Origin of the sequence: Pseudoalteromonas sp. SWYJZ12 (assembly GCF_015864395.1) — a bacterium.
Lineage (GTDB): Bacteria > Pseudomonadota > Gammaproteobacteria > Enterobacterales > Alteromonadaceae > Pseudoalteromonas > Pseudoalteromonas arctica.
Genome location: NZ_JADYXH010000002.1, coordinates 318,491 through 342,331, shown reverse-complemented (window position 1 = coordinate 342,331; position 23,841 = coordinate 318,491). Strand labels below are relative to the sequence as shown.

Annotated in this window: 20 protein-coding genes; 11 read left to right on the top strand and 9 right to left on the bottom strand. The window is 38.2% G+C overall.

Annotation, left to right across the window (positions count from 1 at the left end; genetic code table 11):
* The first annotated feature begins 18 nt into the window (after positions 1 to 18).
* The 3 genes from purB to I6F42_RS03725 all read left to right on the top strand — a co-directional run bounded on the left by purB (position 19) and on the right by I6F42_RS03725 (position 3,245).
* Complete coding sequence (gene purB / locus I6F42_RS03735; protein WP_010552649.1) at positions 19 to 1,389, top strand: adenylosuccinate lyase; 1,371 nt, start codon at positions 19 to 21, stop codon at positions 1,387 to 1,389.
* Between the two features lie 86 nt (positions 1,390 to 1,475).
* Positions 1,476 to 2,633: a cupin domain-containing protein gene (locus tag I6F42_RS03730; protein ID WP_010552648.1), complete on the top strand. Its 1,158-nt coding sequence runs from the start codon at positions 1,476 to 1,478 to the stop codon at positions 2,631 to 2,633.
* Positions 2,634 to 2,786: 153 nt separating this feature from the next.
* On the top strand, positions 2,787 to 3,245 hold the full coding sequence (locus I6F42_RS03725; protein ID WP_010552647.1) for a GNAT family N-acetyltransferase: 459 nt from the start codon (positions 2,787 to 2,789) through the stop codon (positions 3,243 to 3,245).
* Between the two features lie 62 nt (positions 3,246 to 3,307).
* Here I6F42_RS03725 and I6F42_RS03720 read toward each other — a convergent pair whose 3' ends face one another.
* The 3 genes from I6F42_RS03720 to I6F42_RS03710 form a co-directional block, all read right to left on the bottom strand.
* Positions 3,308 to 3,754 (bottom strand): DUF4826 family protein, encoded by a 447-nt coding sequence (locus I6F42_RS03720; protein WP_007580192.1) that lies wholly within the window; start codon positions 3,752 to 3,754, stop codon positions 3,308 to 3,310.
* A gap of 117 nt (positions 3,755 to 3,871) precedes the next feature.
* The gene (locus I6F42_RS03715) at positions 3,872 to 5,275 is read right to left on the bottom strand and encodes a M28 family peptidase (protein ID WP_010552646.1); all 1,404 of its coding nucleotides are present in this window, start codon (positions 5,273 to 5,275) and stop codon (positions 3,872 to 3,874) included.
* Between the two features lie 118 nt (positions 5,276 to 5,393).
* Positions 5,394 to 5,786: a hypothetical protein gene (locus tag I6F42_RS03710; protein ID WP_024589167.1), complete on the bottom strand. Its 393-nt coding sequence runs from the start codon at positions 5,784 to 5,786 to the stop codon at positions 5,394 to 5,396.
* A gap of 149 nt (positions 5,787 to 5,935) precedes the next feature.
* Between I6F42_RS03710 and I6F42_RS03705 the strand changes: the two genes are divergently transcribed.
* The gene (locus I6F42_RS03705) at positions 5,936 to 6,733 is read left to right on the top strand and encodes a hypothetical protein (RefSeq protein WP_197150981.1); all 798 of its coding nucleotides are present in this window, start codon (positions 5,936 to 5,938) and stop codon (positions 6,731 to 6,733) included.
* A 6-nt stretch (positions 6,734 to 6,739) separates the two neighbouring features.
* Here the strand turns inward: I6F42_RS03705 and I6F42_RS03700 are convergent, their stop codons facing one another.
* Positions 6,740 to 7,207: a GFA family protein gene (locus I6F42_RS03700; protein ID WP_231616297.1), complete on the bottom strand. Its 468-nt coding sequence runs from the start codon at positions 7,205 to 7,207 to the stop codon at positions 6,740 to 6,742.
* 448 nt (positions 7,208 to 7,655) lie between these two features.
* On the opposite strand from I6F42_RS03700, the gene I6F42_RS03695 reads away from it, so the two are divergent.
* Positions 7,656 to 8,492: a hypothetical protein gene (locus I6F42_RS03695; RefSeq protein ID WP_197150978.1), complete on the top strand. Its 837-nt coding sequence runs from the start codon at positions 7,656 to 7,658 to the stop codon at positions 8,490 to 8,492.
* Between the two features lie 149 nt (positions 8,493 to 8,641).
* A complete protein-coding gene (locus I6F42_RS03690) occupies positions 8,642 to 10,489 on the top strand; it encodes an ABC transporter ATP-binding protein (RefSeq protein ID WP_197150975.1) in 1,848 nt (615 codons plus the stop codon).
* A gap of 130 nt (positions 10,490 to 10,619) precedes the next feature.
* Here the strand turns inward: I6F42_RS03690 and I6F42_RS03685 are convergent, their stop codons facing one another.
* The 3 genes from I6F42_RS03685 to I6F42_RS03675 form a co-directional block, all read right to left on the bottom strand.
* Positions 10,620 to 11,039 (bottom strand): MAPEG family protein, encoded by a 420-nt coding sequence (locus I6F42_RS03685; RefSeq protein WP_024589162.1) that lies wholly within the window; start codon positions 11,037 to 11,039, stop codon positions 10,620 to 10,622.
* 189 nt (positions 11,040 to 11,228) lie between these two features.
* Complete coding sequence (locus I6F42_RS03680; protein ID WP_197150973.1) at positions 11,229 to 13,616, bottom strand: DUF2225 domain-containing protein; 2,388 nt, start codon at positions 13,614 to 13,616, stop codon at positions 11,229 to 11,231.
* A gap of 229 nt (positions 13,617 to 13,845) precedes the next feature.
* Positions 13,846 to 14,955 (bottom strand): endonuclease/exonuclease/phosphatase family protein, encoded by a 1,110-nt coding sequence (locus I6F42_RS03675; protein WP_197151127.1) that lies wholly within the window; start codon positions 14,953 to 14,955, stop codon positions 13,846 to 13,848.
* 459 nt (positions 14,956 to 15,414) lie between these two features.
* Here I6F42_RS03675 and I6F42_RS03670 point away from each other — a divergent pair, with 459 nt between their 5' ends.
* From I6F42_RS03670 to I6F42_RS03655, 4 genes are all read left to right on the top strand, one after another.
* Positions 15,415 to 17,709: a peptidase U32 family protein gene (locus I6F42_RS03670; RefSeq protein WP_197150969.1), complete on the top strand. Its 2,295-nt coding sequence runs from the start codon at positions 15,415 to 15,417 to the stop codon at positions 17,707 to 17,709.
* A gap of 13 nt (positions 17,710 to 17,722) precedes the next feature.
* Positions 17,723 to 18,382 carry a glutathione S-transferase gene (locus I6F42_RS03665; protein ID WP_197150968.1) on the top strand — a complete coding sequence of 220 codons (660 nt, stop codon included), beginning with the start codon at positions 17,723 to 17,725 and terminating at the stop codon, positions 18,380 to 18,382.
* A 136-nt stretch (positions 18,383 to 18,518) separates the two neighbouring features.
* Positions 18,519 to 19,781 carry a valine--pyruvate transaminase gene (locus I6F42_RS03660; protein ID WP_197150965.1) on the top strand — a complete coding sequence of 421 codons (1,263 nt, stop codon included), beginning with the start codon at positions 18,519 to 18,521 and terminating at the stop codon, positions 19,779 to 19,781.
* Positions 19,782 to 20,277: 496 nt separating this feature from the next.
* Complete coding sequence (locus I6F42_RS03655; protein WP_197150952.1) at positions 20,278 to 21,477, top strand: Nramp family divalent metal transporter; 1,200 nt, start codon at positions 20,278 to 20,280, stop codon at positions 21,475 to 21,477.
* Positions 21,478 to 21,580: 103 nt separating this feature from the next.
* Here I6F42_RS03655 and I6F42_RS03650 read toward each other — a convergent pair whose 3' ends face one another.
* Positions 21,581 to 22,033 (bottom strand): hypothetical protein, encoded by a 453-nt coding sequence (locus I6F42_RS03650; protein WP_197150941.1) that lies wholly within the window; start codon positions 22,031 to 22,033, stop codon positions 21,581 to 21,583.
* Here I6F42_RS03650 and I6F42_RS03645 point away from each other — a divergent pair.
* Entirely contained in the window at positions 22,018 to 23,208 is a 1,191-nt protein-coding gene (locus I6F42_RS03645; RefSeq protein WP_197150939.1) for a PQQ-dependent sugar dehydrogenase, read from the top strand. The genes I6F42_RS03650 and I6F42_RS03645 overlap by 16 nt on opposite strands.
* A 196-nt stretch (positions 23,209 to 23,404) precedes the next feature.
* Here the strand turns inward: I6F42_RS03645 and I6F42_RS03640 are convergent, their stop codons facing one another.
* Positions 23,405 to 23,836 carry a hypothetical protein gene (locus tag I6F42_RS03640; protein ID WP_197150938.1) on the bottom strand — a complete coding sequence of 144 codons (432 nt, stop codon included), beginning with the start codon at positions 23,834 to 23,836 and terminating at the stop codon, positions 23,405 to 23,407.
* Between the last annotated feature and the right edge of the window lie 5 nt (positions 23,837 to 23,841).

Below are 23,841 nucleotides of genomic sequence, written 5' to 3'. Positions count from 1 at the left end.
TAAAATTTAGGAGTTATTATGGAGCTTTCAGCGTTAACGGCTATCTCTCCAGTGGATGGTCGCTACGGCAGCAAAACCACTGAACTACGCAGTATTTTCAGCGAATTTGGCTTAATCAAATACCGCGTAATTGTTGAAGTGCGTTGGTTGCAAGCGTTAGCTGCAGCAAGCGATATTAAAGAAGTACCTGCATTTAGCGAAGAAGCTAATGCACTTCTAAACGCCATTGTAGATAACTTCAGTGAAGCTGATGCACAACGCGTTAAAGATATAGAACGCACTACAAATCACGATGTTAAAGCGGTTGAATACCTACTAAAAGAAAAAGTAGCCGATAACAGTGAGCTTCATGCAATAAACGAATTTATTCACTTTGCTTGTACTTCAGAAGATATTAACAATCTATCTCATGGTTTAATGCTAAGCGAAGCGCGTAAAAATGTTTTACTTCCTTATTGCGATGAACTTTTAAGCGCAATTAAAGCTAAAGCAATTGAATACAAAACAATCCCAATGATGACTCGTACGCACGGACAACCTGCTACACCATCAACTATGGGTAAAGAGTTTGCTAACGTATATATGCGTTTAAAGCGTCAACGCGGGCAAATTGCACAAGTAGAGATGCTAGGTAAAGTTAACGGTGCTGTAGGTAACTACAACGCACACCTTAGCGCGTACCCTGATTACGACTGGCATACACATGCAGATAAATTTGTATCAAGTTTAGGCTTAACACTAAACCCATTTACTACACAAATTGAACCGCATGACTATATTGCAGAGTTGTTTGACGCAATTGCACGTTTTAACACTATACTGCTCGATTTTGACCGTGACATGTGGGGTTACATTGCCCTTAATCACTTTAAGCAAAAAACAATTGCTGGCGAAATTGGCTCATCAACAATGCCACATAAAGTTAACCCAATTGATTTTGAAAACTCAGAAGGTAACTTAGGTTTAGCAAACGCTATTTTTGCTCATCTTGCACAAAAATTACCAGTTTCTCGCTGGCAGCGTGACCTTACTGATTCAACCGTATTACGTAACTTAGGTGTAGGTATGGGTTATGCAATTATTGCATACCAATCAACACTTAAAGGTGTGAGCAAGCTTGAAGTAAACGAGCAACGTTTAGCTGACGAGCTTGATCAAAACTGGGAATTGCTAGCCGAGCCGATTCAAACAGTTATGCGTAAATATGGTATTGAAAAGCCATACGAAAAACTTAAAGATTTAACACGCGGCAAACGTGTAAATCAAGAAATAATGGCTGACTTCATCGATGGTCTTGACCTTCCAGAGCACGCTAAAGTAGAAATGAAAAAACTAACACCTGCTAATTACATTGGTCGTGCTGTTGAGTTTATTGATGATTTAGTTTAAAAACTAAATTACTCTTTTAAAAAGCGAAAGGATCATCCTTTCGCTTTTTTTTTTAACCCCATTGCACTAACTAGTAGGCATAATGTATGTATCAATTAAAAATAAATAATTTGTCTGAGCAAGAGTTTTTAAGCCATTTTTGGCAAAAAAAGCCGCTTTTAATCAAACAAGGTTTTGCTAATTTTCAAGACCCGCTTGATGCTAATGAACTTGCAGGCCTAGCAATGGAAGAAAGCATAGAGTCACGTATTATCACCAATCATAAAAATGACTGGCAAACGCACCAAGGTCCATTTGAAGACTTTGAGCAGTTAACCGACGATCACTCTACTTTACTCGTTCAAGCAGTTGATCACTGGCATAGCGATGCTGCACAACTGCTAGAACCTTTTAGGTTTATTCCCAACTGGCGCATAGATGATTTAATGATCAGCTATTCAACGCCTAATGGTGGTGTTGGTCCACATTTAGACCAATACGACGTATTTATTATTCAAGGCGAAGGTAAACGTCATTGGCGTGTAGGCTTACCCGACCCAACACTTAAGCAGTTTGCTCAAAACAAAAAATTACTACAAGTTGAACCTTTTGAAGCCGTAATAGATTGCATATTAGAACCAGGCGATATTTTGTATATTCCACCAGGGTGCCCTCACGAAGGTTACTCTGTAGAAAATGCACTAAATTATTCAGTTGGTTTTAGGGCGCCAAATCAACAAGATTTATTGTCGAGCTTTGCCGATCATATTATTGATACCGAAAGCGGACAAAAACGTTATACCGATCACAACATCACATTAAGAAAATCAAAAGGTGAACTTACAAACCTTGAAGTTGATAAAGTTAAAACACTGATGGCGGCACTTTTAGAAAATGACGATTTATTTAAACAATGGTTAGGCTCAACGCTTAGTCAGCCCAAACATGAAATGGATTTAGCACCAGTAGAACCTCCATTTACACCTGAGCAAATAAGCGATGATTTAAGTGATGAAGAAACTGTGTTTGAGCGTTTAGGTGGCACGCGTGCTATTTATCAGCAACTCGATACCGAAGTGTTATTAAGTGTAAACGGTGAAAATTACGCTATGCCATTAACTGACTTAGCGGCGGTAAAACTACTTACCGATAATACTGAATTTGAAAGTTCAGCATTAAATTTAACAAACCCAAGTTTAGTTTTTACTCAAACTTTTACTACACTTGTTAATGAGGGGCTTTGGTTTAATATAGACCAAGAGTAATAATACCAATTTTATTATAATGGTGAGCATTTTGCAGCGTAAAATATTATTTATACAGGTTAGTTAAAAATTTTAATTTTCACCTGATATTGGCTTAAATAATTTTGCTGTGATTGCTTACTCATTTTAATTGGCTATCAATAGGAGTTTGCAATGGGCTATCTGGTTGATAAGGTTGAGTGGGATATAAAAAAAGATATGCTACAAAAAATTCGAGAGCGAGTTTTTGTTTACGAGTTACATATCCCCAAGCACATCGAATTTGATAGCCTAGATAAAATTGCATTACATGTACTTGTTACAGACGATGCAAACTGCCCTATTGCAACAGGTCGGCTGTGTACAGATGGCTTAATCGGCAGAATAGCTGTATTACCCGAGCACCGTAATCGCAAAGTATATAAATCGCTTCTCAACTTTATTGTTGAATTAGCGTCAAACCAAGGCATTGAAGAAGTTAGCATTAATTGTATTTTAAATGAGGTAGAGCGTTTTAAGCGAAATGGCTTTATTCAGCAAGGAAATGTTTTTATGGAGGCGGGAATTCCTAGACAGCGTATGCAATGCTCTGTTTCAGCATTTAATACAACCCCCTTCACACTTGTCCATTAGATAAAGAAAAGGGCAATAAATAAGCTATCACCCTCTACATTGTTACTTAACCCAAACTGTAGTTACTTTGGTTCATTTGCCCATAGTGGTTCATTATCATACATTTCGTACAAGCCATGTGCTCTATTTATAAGTAAGTTAGCAAAATCTACCTGCGTTTTATCACGCGCGCCTGTACTCATAATTTGATCCGCTTTTAATTGCCACTGCAAAGAAAAATAACGCATTGCATCGCGAGCATCTGTAGCTGCACTTACTTCAGCATGATCTGTAGGTAAGCGCCCTGTTACTACCCAATATGTTTTACCGTTTTGGGCTTTAAATTTCCACATTGCACAAAGTGGTGCTAAAAATCGGCTGTCTTTATCAACTACTGATTTTGGCATAATGCCCTTTTCGGCTAAATGTTTTTGCGCTGCTTGAAAACATTCGCGTTGCCACTGCATTCTTTGCTCATCAGTTATAACTTGCTCTTTTGCTGTTAACGGCTTTTTTTCTTGTTGTTGCATTTTTAATAACCTTTTACTTCTTTTTTAACACTCTAAGGGCTTAGTAAATAAGGTGCAAGTATAAAAAGGTCGTTTGCACCTTAAAGCGCTCTGTTTGCTGTGTTTTTAGCCAAACTATTATTTTATATTGTGATCAAACGAACCTACATCACCCGGAAAAACTACTGGAGACTCAATCCCGTCTTTACTAACAGAGGCTACACCAAAGTAATAATTATCAATCACTACGTTTTTAAGTGTGTACTGTGAAACCTTACCAACGTATTTACTAAACTGCCATTGCGGCTCGCTCGTGTAACGCCAATAAATTTTATAGCCAGCAATATTTTCATCACTGCTTTCTTGCCATGAAAACGACGTATCAGCTGTAACAGCGCCCTTTATTTTAACTTCTTTTGGCGGTGCGGGTGCCCACGCCATAGACGCCATCGTTACCGCATTAAGTGAAGTTAACTTAGCCGTATAATCAAAATCAACACCTTCAATGGTATCACCATACTCAACACCATTTTCAGTGCGTAAATCTTGATGCTGACGATCGTAGTGCTCGTTAGTTTCCATAATACGCACTGCTGCAAAACCTGCATCATTAAATGGACGGTGATGCCCACCACGGCCAAATCTATCTAATCGATATACAAGCATTGTATCTAAATTAGGAATATATCTGTCAGCAATAGTATCTATGTAGCGAGCTAAATTACGACTCGCAGAATCAACTTCACCACCTGTAAAGCGCCGAGTATTAGCTTGCTCTTTTGTTTCTACAACACGGGTACCTTCTGAAAATATACGTGCAGTCGTGTTATTAGTTACCCCATTAATACCGGTAATATTGCCAATCATATCGTTGTTTAAAACGCCATGAACTTGCCAGTTATGCTTTTGTGCATAAGCCGTTAATATTTTACCGCCAAACAAACCTTGCTCTTCGCCCGAAAGCGCCGCGTAAACTACCGAACCATTAAATTTGTATTTACTTAAAACACGAGCTGCTTCTATTACTCCTGCAACGCCCGATGCGTTATCATTTGCCCCAGGAGAGTCGCTAGTAAAGTCCATAACATCGCTTACACGTGAATCTATATCACCCGACATCATTACCATGCGATTCGGCTCGCTCGACCCACGTTGAATAGCCACTATGTTAACCACTTCAACAGGATTAGGAATGCGTTTTTCGCCCGATATAGTGTCCTTTACTTCAATAATTTCCAGACAACCACCACACTGCACAGATATTTTTTCAAATTCTTTTTTTATCCAACGCCTAGCCGCACCAATACCTCGCGTATCCGATTTAGTCTCTGAAAGCGTATGGCGAGTACCAAAATCCACCAGCGTTTGAATGTCACTACCGATACGGGTAGCCGACACTTCACTTGCTATATCGTGTAACTTTTGTTGGTCGGTATATTGTAATTGCGTTTCACCATGTGCTGATAATGCAAGTGTGCAAGCGCCTGCAATTGCAGTAAATTTGAGTAACGTTGTTGTGATTTTCAAAGGTGTTTTAAGCATCTATTAGCTCCTAATTATTATAGTGTAACCATTACTTAACTAAGATTTTATGGCAATACATTTGAGGTAGATGTAGAAAGGAGCACGCTAAAGCGCAGTTATAGTAATACTTAGAGAGTTAATTGAGTCGTACAATCAACATAATACCGGTCATAGGAATTAACCCAAACATCCACAGCTTTATTCCTAAAATATATTTTTTAAAGCTCCCTTTATTTATACAAGATCTAACTCTACTTCTATAACCGTTAAAATCACCCAAAATTAAAAACACAATTCCAATTACTATTGCGTAAAATAGAGCACCAATAAGTAAAGGGTTTTGCTTAAAGGTACTGATTATTTTATCTAAGTAGTGAATGTCAAACGTCATAGCTAAAAGAAAACTATATACAGTAGATATCATGGCTAACAATGCTGCAGCATTGATGGCTGTATTTTTATTTCTTGAGTCTAATTTTTTCATCCACTGAGCACACACAAAATGAACAGCGCAAATAAATGTTCTCATTTTCAATCCTTGAATAACGTCTAACTAATTAATAGCTAATACAATATTATATTTAGAGGTTAAATTACAAACCTTGTTACACAATAATCTATTTAAAAATGTGTTTTTCGTGGCACACTGTCATTGTGTATACATTAATAGTTTAAGTTATGCGTCAGCTAAAAGAAGATACAATTAAAAGTAACCTTATTGAGTCGCAGCAAAGTGCATACGGCCCCGTATGCGTGTATCAAAATAAAGAATACCGATGGTTAACGCTTGCACAAAAAACCAATGAAGACATAACAATTCAAGGCGTTATGAACCTTACACACCCAGAGCAAGTAATAGTACCGATAAACCAGTGTATGATGTTATTTTTACTTAAACCGGTAGATACACTAAATATATTAAATCTAGGTTTAGGCACTGCAGGGTTTGAGCGAATTATGTATCACTTGCAAAGTAGTACGCCTTACATAAACACCATCAATACATTTAACACGGTAGAAATAAACCCAAACATTGCCTTAATTGCTGCCCAGCACTTTAAGTTACCAATTAAGCACAGCACCTATTTACAATGCGCCGAACAATATATTACCCAATGCACTGTTCACTTTAACGTAATTACTATCGATATTTTTAGTGGTGAATATCACCAGCCTTTTTTAACCAGCGATAGCTTTTGGCAAAATATAAATAGCTGCAGTGAGCAAAATACGCAAGTAATCATTAATTTAAACCCACAAACTGGCCAAGAGCTGCAAATGCTTTTAGTGCTTTTAAGGCGACATTTTAAGTGCTTAGCGATAATAGAGTTTAACGAATACAAAAATATAGTGATCATACTAAGCCAACATACATTAATGCATATAAACGTTGATGAAATACAAAACTCACCTGTGTTTATAAACTTTGCGCCAACCCTTTATAAAAGTATTAACAGCATTTACCACATTGAATAAAGCGCGTTACCGACCAGGTTCATGTTTTTCATAGCACGGTAAGCTTGTTTCTAACTTCTCCCAGTTAGCTTTAGACGTAACAAAATTATGCGATAAAACCTGCTCAGTAATATCGCTATCAAATATTCCTAAACGAATTCGTATTCTACTTTTGTCATCATTGTTGCTACTGTAAACCGGCGAGCCACAACATTTACAAAAGTAACGAGTGCGCCCTGGTTTAAAACTAAATTCACTAAGTAGTGCTTTTCCTTTGGTTATTGTGAAGTCATCTGTATTTACAAAGCCATTGGTTGCAAATGCAGTCCCGCTGTTTTTTCTGCACAGTGAACAATGACAATGGATAATAGTAGGGCGTGTTGTTCTTTGGTGGTTGAATTTGCAGCAGTGTGTTTGGTATTTAGGCAAGGCAGAGCCTATGATATGTGGTTGTTCCCCATACATTGGCGATAACGCAGCATAGATGCCAAACATGCGCTGCCCTTTGGGTTCTTTCTAGGGACGATTGACTCTTTGTTGCTCGGTTTTTACTTAGCCCACTAGGTTACAAACCTTGCGCCGCGATTAAATCGCCCCTAGATTGAACAAATTTCAATCCATAAAGATCAACACGCCCTAGTTATACTGCCCGACACTTTAACCCTTACCTCACCGCACAAACACGAACCCGTATACATATAACATCCTAACTATTAAATTATTTTAAACTCAGCTGAAATTTGCTGAGTTGATTTAATGAATAAGTTTACTGGTTAATTTTCTGAATGGAATAATAATTTTTATATCTTCGCAGTTCCCACGCCATACCTATTTTTTAATGATTGACATAAAAACATTAAATTGGTTACATAACTCTCAATAAAAACTATAGCCAAAATTTAAATTGGTTAACCAAATATCAATAATATTACGAGAGCCAATTATGTCTTCCAAACACATTTTAATTCTATGTTTGTTTAGCACGCTATCAGCATGTTCAACCATTCAAAAAAGTACATCGAGCGATTGGCTACTTATTGATAACTTTGAAAATTCACTTAGCAAGTGGCAAAGTGTCGATACGCAAAATGAAACTAAGCCACAGGTTAAAAACCCACAAATAACAGTTATACAACCAGAACAAGCATCTGCATCAACAAATCATTATTTACTAAAAAAGCCTGCGGCTGAGGGCATTGTAGGAAATCGTAAAGCACTTTCTTATACAAAACTTCCACAAGCGGTTGAAGTTGGTGACACCTACACATTTTATATACGTATAAACGTCGCTGCGTTTCCTAATAATCATGCTTTTGGATTAAGCAACCTCACGCCAGAGCTAATTAATAAACATGCGTACGATGCGTTTGAGCCAACACTTCGCGTAACCGATAAAACAGAATCAAACGGGCTTGTAAACGATGGCGCTTTAATGGTTAAAACCGACGGCGGATATAGCAACATTCAAAACTACACTACCAAACAGTCAGCTAAACCTCTGCAAACAAATACCTGGTACGACGTATGGTATGTTGTTAATAACGCAGCAGCCTCAGAGCAAGGTCAGCAATATGATGTTTACGTAAAAGGGGGTGAATTTAGCAAGCAAACACTGGTGTATAAAAATGCACAATTTAGAATGAAGCGCGAACAACCTCTTATATATTTTTTAGCTAACTGTAATACAGGCCCAATTAAAAAGCCTTACGGAAATGGTGGTCTCAGATATGACGATTTATACATGAGCAAAGGTACAAACCTAAATAACCCAATGCTATAAAGTCAGTGAAGTTTTTTTAAGTGTTCTTTTATACATAAGTTTATATTAATAACGCTCTAGCATATTCACAATTAATACCTTACAAACCTGCATTTAAAAATACTTAAATGGTATAATAGCCACCATTATTTGCCATTTAAGTTTTTAAAATGTATCGATTATTTGAAAAAATGACAAAAGCATTTCCTGAGGATCAACCTACTCAGCCGCCTTCGACTTTATTTGCTTTTTGCCGTCACTACACCAAAGGAATGGAACTGTCGTTGGTGCTAATGTCAATCAGCGCCGCCATGCTCGCTATTTTAGAGGTTTCTTTATTTAGCTACATGGGCCAACTTGTTGATTGGTTAACGGCCTACACACCCGAAACCCTATTTGTAGAGCAAAAGCCTGCGCTTATCAAAATGGCTGTTATGCTCTTACTGGTATTGCCCGTAGTCGTATTTTTTCATTCTGCTATTTTGCACCAAGCATTACTGGGCAATTACCCTATGTCGATTCGCTGGTTAGCGCATCGTTATTTACTGCGCCAAAGTGTGAGCTTTTATCAAAATGAGTTTGCAGGAAGAATAGCCACCAAAGTATTACAAACCTCTTTAGCCGTTCGCGAAACAGTGACCAAACTACTCGATGTATTAATGTACATAGTGGTTTATTTTGGCTCAATGGTCTTTTTAGTTGCCGAAGCTGATTGGCGCTTAATGATCCCTTTACTGGTTTGGTTAGTTTTATACATTTGCGTACAGCTTTATTTTGTACCTCGCCTTAAAAAAATTGCCAGCTCACAAGCTGATGCGCGCTCAGAAATGACCGGTCGAATTGTTGATAGCTATACAAATATTTCTACTATTAAATTGTTTTCGTATACCCAGCGTGAAGAGCAATACGCAAAACAAAGCATGGATGTATTTTTACAGCCTGTGTACAAACAAATGCGCTTGGTAACCAGCCTAAACTTTGTTATTCAAAGCTTAAATTATTTATTAGTATTTTCAGTTACCGCTGTATCACTTTATTTATGGTCGCTTAGTGCAATTAGCGCAGGTGCCATTGCAGTTGCTGTTAGTCTAGCGCTTAGATTAAACGGTATGGCGCAGTGGATCATGTGGGAAATAAGCAGCTTGTTCGAAAACATTGGCACCGTAGCCGATGGCATGAAAACACTGTCTAACCCTATTGAAGTTGCCGATAAACCAAATGCCGATACACTTAACGTAAGCCAAGGTGCCATTGAGTTTAACAATGTACATTTTAACTACGGCAAAGCTGCAAACGAGACTAATCGCAGCCCAGTAATGAATGGTTTAAACTTAAACATTAAACCTGGCGAAAAAATTGGCTTAGTCGGTCGCTCTGGCGCTGGTAAATCAACACTTGTTAACTTGTTACTGCGTTTTTACGATACTGACTCAGGAACAATAAAAATTGATGGGCAAAACATCACAGACGTAAGCCAAGAAAGTCTACGCCGCTACATAGCGATGGTTACGCAAGACACTTCCCTGCTTCATCGCTCAGTAAAAGACAACATTTTGTACGGTCGCCCCGATGCAACGCAAGCTGAGATGATTAACGCGACCAAACAAGCTAAGGCGCTTGAGTTTATAAACGACTTGGTAGATAGCAAAGGTAACAAAGGTTTTGATGCACAAGTGGGCGAACGCGGTGTTACTCTTTCGGGCGGTCAGCGCCAACGTATTGCTATTGCACGTGTGCTACTTAAAAATGCACCCATACTTATACTCGACGAAGCCACCAGCGCACTCGACTCTGAAGTAGAAGCGGCAATTCAGGCAAGCCTTGATGATTTAATGACAGGCAAAACAGTAATCGCCATAGCGCATAGGCTCTCAACCATTGCACAAATGGATAGATTAATTGTACTTGATGACGGCGGCGTAGTTGAGCAAGGCACTCATGAAGAACTAATCGCTAAGGGCGGGATTTACGCAGCCCTGTGGACACACCAAACAGGTGGGTTTATAGGCGTCGATTAGCCATTAATATTACCTTACTGTAGACGTGGTTTATATTCTGCTGCTACCTAAACAAAAAAGCGAAGATGCCTTAAAGGCTCTTCGCTTTTTTGTTTAAAGTTATAAATAGAGTTTATAACTTTTTTATAAATTAAAAGATTAGTCTTAACCCTATCATTATCAGCATAACCACATTAGCAAGCACACCAATTAAAAAAAAGTAACTACGCGGGCTTGGGTTTTTCTCTGTTGCTATAGCGTAGTACAGCGCCATGTGAATTAAGCGCGCAATTAAGTACACCCAAATACACATAGCAAAAATCGGGCTTTGATAATTAATTACAAACGCAAATAACACCGTACCTATAAATAATGCACTGTTTTCAAGCGTATTATGAAACGTACGATGCGCTCTAAATATAAAGCTATCGTGCGATAAATCCTCGTCAATTTTACCTGGTACAGCATTTGGCTCTTTAGCTTTGCTAAACGTAGCCACAGCCCACTGTACAAGCAACATAATTAAATAGAGGTAAAATGCCAAATAGGCCGAAAGTGCAACTTCAGTCATTACTAAATCCCTTATTTTGTTTTTTAACTTAGTTTAGAATGCAATTTTAAAGCCTAAATTAATACACTGATATTTAAAGGGTTAATTTAATAAACCTAATTACATATGTAAGTAACTCACGGCGTTGTATAAAATTTACTTGTTATGATTTTAAAAATAACATCAAAACTGAGCTGTATACTGTTGGATTTACTCCGATCTAAAAAGCTTAAACTCTTCAAACGCACAATCCCACAACACAACTTGATTACGACCCAAAGACTTAGCCTCATAAAGTGCTAAATCGGCCTGTTCAATTAACTCAGAAGGTGTTCTGGCTTTAAATTTAATAGACGTAACCCCAAAACTACACGTAACAGGAATATCATCAAATATCGCTTTTTCTACTTTAATACGAATAGCCTCAGCAATACGTATTGCTTGCTCTTGAGTCGTGTTGGGTAAAATAATACAAAATTCTTCGCCACCAAAACGTGCAACGCTATCACTCGTACGTATATTAGCTTGTAAAAGACTGGCAACGCCACAAAGTACGGTGTCGCCAATGCTGTGCCCATAAGTATCGTTAACACTTTTAAAATGGTCAATATCGACCATTAAAATACAATATTCTTCAATCTGAGGTAAATCCAAAAAGTCGCGATTCATAATCTCAAATAAAATGCGGCGGTTATAACAATTGGTTAAAGGGTCTCGCGCGGCCAAATAGTCTAACTCTTCATTACGTTTTTTAGAGGCAATAAAGCTTCGATAAACCAATAAAACAATAGCTAAGCAAGCGGCTAATAAAAATGCGAGCGCAATACTCGCGTATTTGTTTTTTGCAAGCTCTAGCTCTGATATAACCCTAGCTTGGCCTGATATTTCAATTTCATTGTTTTTCTTTTCAAGCTCAAGTTGATGGAGTTTTTCTTTTTCTCTTAACGTCTCCAACTCTATTTCCATTTTGTGAGAATGCAAATGTGCTTTTTCAAGAGCAAGCTTACTTTCGTCTCTTTCGTATTGAATGATTCCGGTCAGGGCTATTTCTTCTTCCGCGTAACGTAGTGATTCATTTATTCGTCCACGCTGTTTTTCTGCTATTCGAATTTCACGATAAGCGTATAGCATATGTAACTTATCATCTATTTCGGTTGATAAAGCGAGTGACCTTTTTAGTAAAGAAATCGCCTCATTTGTATCAATACCAATTAAAATCGCCGCAAGCGCTGTTAGCGACTTTATCTCATAAAGCTTACTGCCCGTTTCTCTGGCGAACGACAACGACTCTCTGTAATACTCTATAGCCTTGTTTTTATTCCCTTGGGCACGATAAATATTAGCAATAATACGCGCTGTTATAGAAATGTAGGATGTAAGATTTTTGGTTTTATAAGTTACGTAAGCTTTCTGAGCAAATTTCATCGCTGATTCTAAGTCGCCAGACTCATAGCTAATAACAGCCATTTCTCTTAAGGCCGACGCGAGCGTTTTGTCCTCGACCACACCTTTTGGTAAATCGATAGTTATTTGATAGAAAATCTCGGCCTGATCAAACTGCTTTAATCGAGTGTATAGCAGCCCCATTTGATTGGATGTTTTAGCAATCCCAAGCACGTTATTTACTTTTTTATAATATAAATATGCCTCATTTATATGCTTAAGTGATTTTTCATAAAGGTTGATATGGCGATAAATAATACCAGCACCTAATAATGCTTTAGCTAAGCCCACAGGATCGTCAATGTCTTTATGTATTTCTAATGCACGAGTGGAGTAATCAAGGGCTAAAACTAAGTTGTCTAAATAGCGCTGCGCTTCTGCTAGTGTATTTAATGTACGCGCCATCAACTTTAAATCATCTAAATTAGTATATATCTCTAAAGCTTTGGTATAAAAATGAGCTGTTTGCTCTCTATTTTCAAGGCGCTTATACGACTGAGCTAATTTTTTATACGTTTCACCTAACTGTTTTTGTATTTGTTCGTCTTTATTTACAAGGTATTTTAAAGCAGATGAATATTGCGTGATCGCGTCATTGTATTTTTTTTGTTCATAAAACGAATCCCCTTTTGTTAGGAGTACTTGTGCTATAAAAAACTCATCGCCATACACAAGCGTTGTTGGTAATAAAGTTTCAATGCGGTTAGCAAGTTCGTCATAACGTTTTTCATCTAATAATATTTTTATATAATTAATAGACGCCTTTATTTGGTTGCGTGAATCATTTAATTTGCTGTAATAAGCCGAGGATTGTGAAAAGTGATGAAGCGATTCATTAATATTGTTATTTTTTTTATTCGCTTTACCTAATAAGTTATGTAATTTTGCACTGAGTAACGTGTCATCAGCACTTTGCGCTTGTAACAACAACGCCTTACTTAGTTCGATACTTGTTATAACGTCAGTATCCATAAGTAATTCGGCTCTTTTTAGCAGCCCTGCATTAGATTCATTGATTAAACTGTATGAGGTGGTTTCTTGCGCGTAAGCGCTACTTAAACTAATAAACAAAGCAAAAAGCAAAGCTTTCACTAACAATTTAGAATTATAAATTCGATTTACGAAGAAAGTGTGTACTTGCGAAGTTAAGTCCATCTTTCGCGTGTGATACGAGTAAGTGTAAAATTCCATATTTACCATTTTAGTGATTTGTTATTAATTTAATGCAAAAATTCTGGCGATAAAATATACACATAAAGACTGCAGGTCAAGTTTCGCTGCAATATGGGTAATTGTTAATTTATGATTTTAGCATAATTATGCATATTGCTGCTTAATTCTTTTTTAGCTTAATCGTACGCTGTAAGTTATTAAATGAGAAAACCTAGCTTCTTAGTTTAAGGGTAACCAATAAAACACCGTGGTCGGTAGTTAAATCATCACGCTCATACTCGGGGTTTATTAAGTGCCTGTCGTAAGTGTTATAAGCGCTTACTTCAAAAAAGCTGTCATCGTAACTAGCGTCAAACTCACACGACAATAAAATATAATCAAGCACAGAGCTGCTCGCGCCATAATAATGTGTTGGCGGTCTTAAGGATGCAGGCTTTGTTATATTTATATTTTTTACTTGGCTTTTATCTGCTGAATCAACAATCTCGCTGTTATTGCTATCACAATCACTTTGTACATCGTTTGTTGTTGCTTCATCGCTAAAAACCTCATCATTACTTAGCTGCGACTTAACAAACAAATCCCATGAATCATTTAAACAATATTTTGCTAAGTAGGTTTTAGCGTCAAACGCAGGAGCAAAGCGTAGCGTACTCGTCAGTAAATGGCTTAATACGCCATCCGCAAGTTCATTATTAAAGTCCCCCATTAATAGCATGGGTTGCTGCGTAGCTTCGCGGCGAGTAATCATTTGCATCATTAGCAATGTAGCTTCACTGCCACGCTGAATAGTTGAGCCCCAACCACCCGCTACATTCGCTTTTAAAATCTCAATTATGTTTTGCTCGGGCGCTAGCTCTTTATTGTGTTCATCAACATTAATCATCGGGCGCTTAGATTTAAAATGCACCACATAACAATCAGTATTGCCTATGTGCGGTAAAGTAACGGTCGCTCTCAATACCTTACGACTAAAAGTAAACTCACTATTAAGGCCAAGCGTACTTGCAAGCTCACTATCGTGTTCAACCGCTGCTACCTCAACTATGGGATATTTAGAGGCAATTGCTACCACGGGACGTTTATAAATAAAATCATCAATCACCTCTGGCGTATCTACCACCGCAAAGTAATTATAGCCTTGCCCGCCCACTAACTCTTTTAACGAGTTAATACTAAACACTTCCTGAAAACCAATCACATCAGGGGCATGCTCTGTTAAGTAATCAACAATCCAACGCTGCTTTTTAGCCCACTGCTGCGCGGTATAAATTTTCTCAAACTCATAATATGCATTGGGTGGCTCAAGATAGTTAAACAGGTTAAATGTGGCTATTTTTAGTTGGGTGTTAATAATTACAGATTCTTCACGGTTTAAATCTGTATCTAACTGTTTAAGATCTTGATTACTGATGGGTATCGCCTAAGTAAAGTTGAAAGTGTTGCTTGCTTATAAACTATCATTTTATTACATGTTTACGTAATAAATCAGCCTGCTTAATTGTAATTTTATACACTCTTTTATTCTATACCAATCCGCAATAATACTTAATCATTTTGCGGGGCTAAACGTGTCGCTACCTGTGTTAAAAAATTCTCATTTAGAACAACTAAATAGCGAATTTTTTGCCTAGCTATCAACACGTTTTTCCAGCCTCAAAATAGATCACTTAATTAAGCGAATTGGTATTAGTCTTTATTATATCCCTCAATAAATAGCATTAACGTGCTTAACCAGATAAAATTCGCGGCAATTAAATATGAGCGAAGTGAAGTTGTCATGAGTAGAAAGATTGAACTATTAGCCCCAGGCGGTGATGTAAACGCGGTAAAAGCCGCCATTGTAGCCGGTGCTAATGCGGTTTATTGTGGGTTAGATACCTTTAATGCACGTAACCGAGCGTCTAATCTTTCGTTTGATGAGCTTAACGGCGCACTTCGCCTAGCCCATGAATACGGCTGTGAGATTTTTTTAACGCTAAATGTAGTTATATTAGAGCACGAAATGGGTGCGCTATTTAAGCTATTAAATCAGCTAGTAAATACCACGCTCGACGGCATTATTGTGCAAGATCTAGGGTTATTCAATATAGTTAAAAAGCACTTTCCTACTTTGCATATTCACGCATCAACGCAGTTAACTACGCATAACGAATCACAAGTTGAGTTTTTAGCCCGCATTGGCGCTACACGTGTAAATTTATCGCGCGAGCTTAACTTAACTGAAATCAAAATACTGACCGACGTAGCGCATAAATGCGACGTATTAACCGAAGTATTTGTGCACGGGGCGTTATGTATTGCGTTTTCAGGGCAATGTTATTCAAGCTCAGTGAGTGTAGGTAACTCGGGTAACCGTGGTCGCTGCTCGCAAGCGTGTCGTGATGAATACGAGCCAACGGCGATGGGTAACAAACATCCACTAAATTTAAAAGATAATTCAGCTTATTTTGACCTACCAGAGCTGGTAGCCGCAGGTGTTGATTCGTTAAAAGTAGAAGGCCGTATTAAAGGCGCTAACTACGTACATACGGTTATTGATAGCTGGCGCAAACAAATAGACACGTTTGTGCAAACCGGTAACCTAATTGAAGACGATTCAAGCTTATACAAAGTGTTTAACCGTAACTTTACCAATAAGTTTTTAACCGGCGACATGACCAAAAACATGTTTACCGATAACCCGCGCGACCATAGCTTTGATCACGCTAACGAAAAAAACAATGCAATTTCGGTCGTGCAAATTTACGATGCTCAGCAAGAGCTTTCCACTCAAAAAAGTGAAATTGATTCGTTAGTTAAAAAGAAAATTGAATTTTTAGATATTTCAAAGCGCGAGCTTACATTAGAATTTTCAGGGCAACTAAATCAGCCATTCACTGTAAACATAATTATTGAAGATAAAAACGATATTACGCTTTCGAATAAAAACGAAAAAGAGCCTCTACGCTTTGAAGTTCAATCGCAAATGCCTATGCAAACCGCCGATAAATCGGTTGTTGATATTGCTGCTATTGATAAACGCTTTAAAAGCTTTAGTAATGCGAATTTTGAAATTAAAAATATGGATTACTCAAACTTAGGCAACAACTTAAGCATTCCGTTTAAAGAGCTCGCCCGTATTAAAAAGCAAGTCGCGTTTTTATTAAACGAAGGCAAAGATGTACTCGCGCCTGTTGAACTGCCTAAACTAGTAAACCACGAAAAAGCAGATAAAAACAAAACAACACTCTCCATTTTAATATCGGACATAAAAGACGTTCACCTATGTGATTTAACAAATGGCGATGTTTACTTTAAATTACCTGAGAGCTTTAGAACCGATAACGATAAATACATCAACGTATTTTTAGAGCACCCGCAGTTAATTCCGTGGTTTCCGGCGGTGTTAATTGGTAAAGATTTTGAAGAAGCAGTGCGTTTACTCGAGGTTGTAAAACCTAAGCTTATTATTAGTAACAACACAGGCGTTGCATTTAAAGCAGTGCAAATGGGTCTTGACTGGATTGCCGGTCCATTATTAAACACTACAAACTCTTATGCGTTACTAACACTACAAGAAGATTTAAACGCAAAAGGCGCGTTTATTTCAAACGAAATAAACAAACCACAAATGCGTAGTATTAAACGCCCTAACAACTTTAAAATGATGTACAGCATTTATCATCCAATACTAATGATGACCAGCCGTCAGTGTTTTTTCCAGCAAACCGTTGGCTGTAAGAAACCACGTATTGACGCCAGCTGTATGCTGAGCTGTAAAAAGGAAACAACCGTTACCAATGTTAAAGGCATTAGTTTTGCTATTGATAAACAAAAAGGCGGCTACCCGAGCATTTATAACCACGAGCAATTTTTAAATATGGATATTGTGACCGATTACGCCGACAAGTTTGACGAGTTTATGATTGATTTAACCGACATTGGCTCAGGCGATAAAGAAAAACTCGATAAAGCCGTGTTACTTGCGCATTTTCAGGATTTAATTAGCGGGCAAACACACGCTGCTGATCAGTTAAATCACATGGTAAAGGTAAAAACACGTCAGCAATATGTTGAAGGCTTAAACAGTTAAGGTAAGTATTAAAATGACATTGCCATTATTATATTCATTACAACACTGCCCATACGCAATGCGTGCACGAATGGGTATTTTAATGGCAGAGCAACACGTGCTACTACGCGCTATTAAAACTAAAAATAAACCACCGCATCTTTTGAAAATATCGCCAAAAGGCACGGTGCCTGTTTTATTACTGCCGAATAATCAAGTTATAGATGAAAGCCTAGATATTATGCTCTGGGCTTTAAAGCAAAACGATCCGCATAATTTACTGCATACTCAAGACCCATTAGCACTTGAGCGCATGCTTGAATTAATTAAGCTAAACGACACGCAATTTAAACCCGTGCTCGAAAAGTACAAATTTTATGCTCGCACAAAAGACATGGCACAAATTTATTACCAAAAAGCCTGCGAAGAATTTATTAAGCAATTTGAAGAAAAACTAACCACGCATAAATACTTAATGGGCGATGAAAAAAGTCTAGCCGATTATGCCCTGCTGCCATTTATTAGACAGTTTGCCCGTGTAGATAAACATTGGTACTTACAAAGTGAATACACGCATGTACGCGCATGGTTAAACGAGTTTTTACACGCCCCCATGTTCACCAAAGTTATGACCAAATTCGATTTGTATATGGACTGCGGCGAAGAGTTTTTGTACGGCGTTAAAAAACCTTAACTTAGCCTTTGTTTTATAAGAAATTACATTGTCATAGCCAACTACAAAGCTAAGCATTGAATTATTCTCATCATCGAATTTAAGCCCTTTATTTACGCTATACTGCCCTCCCCATTACTAACAAACGCTATGCATTATGAACTACTCAAACTTTGGCACTAAATTCACACAACCCAACGGCATTACTCAGTTAATGGAAGATTTAGGTGGTGCTAAAAACAGCAACAATCCTAATATTGTTATGCTCGGTGGCGGTAACCCCGCATTAGTACCACAAGTAAATGAGGTTTTTTTAAGTGAATTACAAAAACTCGTTGCCAGTAACAAGGTATCGCAGGTATTTGGCCTTTACGACGGCCCGACTGGTAACGACGAGTTTAGAGCTGCATTAGCAGGCCAGCTAAGTAAAGAGTTCGCATGGGATATTAGCGCCGATAACGTAGCACTTGGTAATGGCAGCCAAGCTAACTTTTTTGTATTGTTTAATATGTTGGCAGGTGAAATGCCGGATGGCAGCCATAAAAAGATTTTATTTCCCCTTGCGCCAGAGTACATAGGTTATGCCGATCAAGGCTTATCGGCTGATATGTTTGTTGCCATAAAGCCTGATATCGAAATTTTAAATACAGGTAGTGCATCAAAACAGTTTAAATACGTCATTGATTTTAAAGCAGTTGAAAAAGTACTAGCAAACGACAGCAGCATAAGCGCACTGTGCGTATCACGCCCTACCAATCCAACAGGTAATGTAATTACTGATGATGAAGTAAAACACCTTGATTTGCTCGCTAAGCAATATGGTATTCCACTCATTATTGATAACGCATATGGCGATCCGTTTCCAGGTTGTATTTACACAGACGCAAACCTAACGTGGAACTCAAACATTATTTTATGTATGTCACTTTCAAAACTTGGCCTACCGGGTTTACGCAGCGGTATTGTGGTTGCAAACAATGAGATTATTAAAGCAATTGGCCGCGTAAATGGCAGCATGGTGTTATCGCCAAATAGTATTGGTCCAAGCTTAGTGACACGCTTAATTAACGACAACGAACTACTGCCATTGTGCCGTAATGTTGTACTGCCTTTTTATCGTAATAAAGCACACATAGCGATTGAATTGTTTGACGAAGTGTTTGCCGAATTGCCTGTTTATTTGCACAAAGTTGAAGGTGCATTTTTTATGTGGCTGTGGTTTAAAGATACAAAAATAACAAGCGAGGTGTTGTATCAAAAACTCAAAGAGCAAGACGTGTATGTGATCCCAGGTCACAACTTTTTTATCGGCATTGACGACAGCTGGGCGCACAAGCACGAGTGTATCCGTATTAACTATGCTACCGATGCAGATACCCTAAAAAAAGGCTTAGAAGCGATTAAAAACCTAATAAAGTAAATATACTGATGCCGATATTAATATCGGCATCAGTCATTTAACTCGCTTATATATACGTTTAAAATTCATGCAAACGCACTGTATCCCCTTTAAATTTATATACAAGTTGGTATCCTACTCGACCTTTTTTAATAGCAATTCGCTTAATTAAGTGATCTATCAGAGGTGAGAAAATCGTGTCGATAACCAGGCAAAAATTTCGTTATTTAGTTGTTATCACTAATTGCTCCTGCATTGCTCTACCTCCATGCAGTCGTATATCAGAAATTTTTAACGCAGTTAGCGTCAGATTTAATCCCTCAAATTGATTAAGTATTATTGCGGGTTGGTATAACATATGCTTATTAAAAAAGAACCAGCCAAGGGGCGATAATCGCTGCAGGGCACTTAATTAAAGTGGCAGCAATAACACTACAGGCATCGCGTATAAATATTGGTTTTAAACGTTAGATGTAACTTTAAATAGCAACATGCAATAGCACTATTAAGGTCAATTATGCGATTAGGACCAGGACTACTCGTCACCGCTGCCTTCATTGGACCAGGGACTATTACTACCGCCAGCGTGGCAGGTGCAAACTTTGGTTTTGCACTTATATGGACATTACTGTTTTCAGTAGTTGCCACTATATTATTACAATCTATGGCGGCGCGCCTTGGCGTTGCTACCGGGCAAGATTTAGCTCAAGCGCTCAGAGCACATATTCAAACGCCTTTATTTAAATCTTTAGCTATATTTTTAGTCATTAGCGCCATTGGTGTGGGCAGTGCAGCTTATGAAGCGGGTAATTTAAGTGGCGCTAGCATGGGATTAATTGAAATATTCCCTCAAGTTAGTCCTCAACTATGGACACCACTTATTGCTTTTTTAAGTGCTGCTTTACTGTATAGCGGCAAACATAAAGTGGTTGAAAACGCGCTAATTTTACTCGTTATTTTAATGAGCTTAGTGTTTATCTCAACACTTGTGATGGCAGCCCCTTCACTGGGTGATGTATTTGCTGGTTTTATTCCTAGTATGCCTGAAGGCTCTATTACGACAATATTGGCATTAGTAGGCACTACCATTGTGCCATACAACTTATTTTTACACTCCGGCGTACTCGCTGCTAGACACGACAGTAACAGCGATATGCAAAAAGTGATTAAACAAACAAATGTTGATACAGGCCTATCAATCACCTTAGGCGGTGTGATCACTTTAGCTATTTTATCTACAGCTTCAGTCGCATTTTATGGCACCGATGCGGGGCAAATTAGTGCAGCTAACATGGCCGTGCAGCTAGAGCCATTGCTTGGCGATGCCGCTCATTACTTTTTTGCTATTGGCTTATTTGCTGCAGGTTTAACAAGCGCGATTACAGCGCCACTTGCGGGTGCTTATGCTGTGTGTGGCATGTTAGGTTGGTCAAACGATATGGGTAACTCACGTTTCAAAAGCGTCGCTATTGTTATTTTATTGTTTGGTGCTGCGGTGGCGTCACTCGGTTTAGACCCTGTCGCGGTAATTATATTCGCACAAGCGGCTAACGGGTTATTACTCCCTATTGTTAGCACCTACCTTGTATGGCTGGTTAATCAAAAAGGGGTTATGGGAAACTACACTAACTCTTTGGTGTTAAACCTGGTGACCTTACCCGTTTTAATCCTAATTTTTGGGCTAAGTAGCTACAAACTAATTAGTTTAATTTTTTAATTCAACTCTAAAAACCATATTTAAAGGCCGCTGTTTACAATAAACAGCGGCCTTTATTTATTAATCACTAAATAACGTATAAGCCGTATTTATATTCAAACATCTAACACAATTTTTGGTTTTTAGTTGCCTTAACTAATTGCGAAAACGCAAAACCACCTACCGCGCCTGCAAGCAGTTGAGCATAAAAACCCCAGCCTCTTGCGCCCGCTATAATATGAATATTCATAATTGATTCAATGGCAATTAACACAATAGCAAATGCCACAATGCCAGCAATAACAAATAGCTGAGTACTGTATTTTTGAACCTTTTTATTAAGCTTTGCGGTAACAAAAAAAGCGATGGCAAGTGCTACGGCAATAATAGCGCCGTAGGTAGGTAATAGGCCTAACCAATCATCAAGCGTTAAACTAGCACGATCACTAAAGCCCACCACTACACCTACATTAACTAATTGATTGACAACGTATTGGCTATGAAACAAGCTAGCAAGTGTGAATGTAAGTAACCAAGAAACTAAAAATGAAGGCAATATACGTGTTAAAAACGACATGGTTATCTCAACTTAAAATAAAGCTTTTCTCTTATACTAGTTATGCTAGCAAAGGCTTGCTCCGTAAACAATGTATCTCTTTTTTTACTTTGCTTTCGCTTTTTTCGCTTTCTGTTAATGCAGATGCTACGTTACCAAAGGAGCAATACAGTACAAAAGCACTGGCTACGCAATTACAGTCTCCGTGGAGCATGGTTGAACTACCAAACGGCACATGGTTAATTACAGAGCGTGATGGCCACGTAGTTATAGTTAAAAACAATGCGCAATCAAGAGTAAAATTAAACCTAACAGGTTTATACGTAGCAGGCCAAGGTGGTTTACTCGACATTGTGTTATCGCCAGATTATAACGACTCAAAAGAAATTATTTTTACTTATGCCCAAGGTGGTGCAAGCGCAAACAGGCTTGTTGTTGCCAAAGCCACGTTTAATGGCACTGACTTTTCAAAACCTAACATTATTTATAAAGTAGCGACTGATAAAAACACACCGCAACATTACGCAGGACGCGCCCTTGTACTACCCGACAATACGTTATTAGTTTCAACGGGCGATGGGTTTGACTTTAGAGAGCAAGCACAAGTTATCACCAGCCAACTTGGCAAAATATTACGTATAAATCTAGATGGCACCATTCCAACAGATAACCCATTTATTAATCACAAAAACCTAAATGCACATGCTGTTTACTCACTTGGTCATCGTAACCCTCAAGGCTTAGTTTATGATTACGATACGCAGCAAATTGTTAGCCACGAGCACGGCCCCGCAGGCGGTGACGAGCTAAACTACTTAACCGCTGGGACTAATTACGGCTGGCCGGTAATCACCTATGGCAAAGATTACTCGCAAGCGCGTATTTCACCATTTACCGAATATAAAGGCATGCAAAAACCAAGTGTTAATTGGACGCCATCAATAGCGCCATCAGGCATGGCGTATTACGGCTCTAAACATGCAGCTTTTCCTTCATTACAACAACATGTGCTCATTACCACGCTCGTTGATAAAAAGCTCTACAGCGTTAATCTGGTAAGTGGTGAATTTACGCAGTCTCACGTATTTCCTAAGGCTGCAGGCAGGTTAAGAGATGTGTTTATAACTGATAAAGGTAACGTCGCGGTATTAACTGACGGTAAAGAGGCAAAGCTAATGTTGATGACAGCAAACTAATTCATAAAGCAAATAAAAGCCGCTGCGCTTTAAAAGTAAGTAGCGGCTTTAAATAAGCCACTTTGGTTAATTAAGTAATTTGCTCAGTAAGATTAGGGGTTAACCCCTTTAGTTTTAAGATTAAAGTGAGCGTCTTTATTATGTTATTAATAACGTTCTTGTCTCCAATTACCTTTGCATATACTTACTGTGCTTGTTATTTACCCGATTCTAATTGCTGTCTCAATAATTCAATAAGTTGAGTGTTAAGCCCGGTAATTTCTGCTTCTAGCACCTTCACTTTAGCCTGCGACTTTTCATCATCTTTACTGCGTAATAATACAGTTTCCTGTAGTAGTTTTTCTATCTTTTCTTGTATTTCAGCAATCTGTTCATCAATTGGGTCACCTTCTGATTGTGATGCCTGACTTGCATCTTCATTGCCTGATAATTTACGTAACGCTTCACGATTTTGATCTTCCAGACTTTTTTCTTTTCCTTCTTCAGATATATCCACTTGGTCACTTTGAACCGCTGCTTTGTGCACAGTCGCTTTTTCGGTTACTTCATCAGCTACCACCTTTAAAATTTGTTTTTGCGGGTAAGTTTCTAAAGGTTTAGAGGTTATGTGAACTGACATTTTATCCATTTTAA

Excerpts from the sequence above, each read along its gene's own strand:
- I6F42_RS03650 (WP_197150941.1), bottom strand. The coding sequence starts at position 22,033 with ATGTCGTTTTTAACACGTATATTGCCTTCATTTTTAGTTTCTTGGTTA.
- I6F42_RS03660 (WP_197150965.1), top strand. The coding sequence starts at position 18,519 with ATGAACTACTCAAACTTTGGCACTAAATTCACACAACCCAACGGCATT.
- I6F42_RS03700 (WP_231616297.1), bottom strand. The coding sequence starts at position 7,207 with ATGTTTGGCATCTATGCTGCGTTATCGCCAATGTATGGGGAACAACCA.
- I6F42_RS03680 (WP_197150973.1), bottom strand. The coding sequence starts at position 13,616 with ATGGACTTAACTTCGCAAGTACACACTTTCTTCGTAAATCGAATTTAT.
- I6F42_RS03695 (WP_197150978.1), top strand. The coding sequence starts at position 7,656 with ATGTCTTCCAAACACATTTTAATTCTATGTTTGTTTAGCACGCTATCA.
- I6F42_RS03715 (WP_010552646.1), bottom strand. The coding sequence starts at position 5,275 with ATGCTTAAAACACCTTTGAAAATCACAACAACGTTACTCAAATTTACT.
- I6F42_RS03665 (WP_197150968.1), top strand. The coding sequence starts at position 17,723 with ATGACATTGCCATTATTATATTCATTACAACACTGCCCATACGCAATG.
- I6F42_RS03685 (WP_024589162.1), bottom strand. The coding sequence starts at position 11,039 with ATGACTGAAGTTGCACTTTCGGCCTATTTGGCATTTTACCTCTATTTA.
- I6F42_RS03720 (WP_007580192.1), bottom strand. The coding sequence starts at position 3,754 with ATGCAACAACAAGAAAAAAAGCCGTTAACAGCAAAAGAGCAAGTTATA.
- I6F42_RS03640 (WP_197150938.1), bottom strand. The coding sequence starts at position 23,836 with ATGGATAAAATGTCAGTTCACATAACCTCTAAACCTTTAGAAACTTAC.
- I6F42_RS03730 (WP_010552648.1), top strand. The coding sequence starts at position 1,476 with ATGTATCAATTAAAAATAAATAATTTGTCTGAGCAAGAGTTTTTAAGC.
- I6F42_RS03710 (WP_024589167.1), bottom strand. The coding sequence starts at position 5,786 with ATGAGAACATTTATTTGCGCTGTTCATTTTGTGTGTGCTCAGTGGATG.
- I6F42_RS03670 (WP_197150969.1), top strand. The coding sequence starts at position 15,415 with ATGAGTAGAAAGATTGAACTATTAGCCCCAGGCGGTGATGTAAACGCG.
- I6F42_RS03655 (WP_197150952.1), top strand. The coding sequence starts at position 20,278 with ATGCGATTAGGACCAGGACTACTCGTCACCGCTGCCTTCATTGGACCA.
- purB (WP_010552649.1), top strand. The coding sequence starts at position 19 with ATGGAGCTTTCAGCGTTAACGGCTATCTCTCCAGTGGATGGTCGCTAC.
- I6F42_RS03725 (WP_010552647.1), top strand. The coding sequence starts at position 2,787 with ATGGGCTATCTGGTTGATAAGGTTGAGTGGGATATAAAAAAAGATATG.
- I6F42_RS03690 (WP_197150975.1), top strand. The coding sequence starts at position 8,642 with ATGTATCGATTATTTGAAAAAATGACAAAAGCATTTCCTGAGGATCAA.
- I6F42_RS03705 (WP_197150981.1), top strand. The coding sequence starts at position 5,936 with ATGCGTCAGCTAAAAGAAGATACAATTAAAAGTAACCTTATTGAGTCG.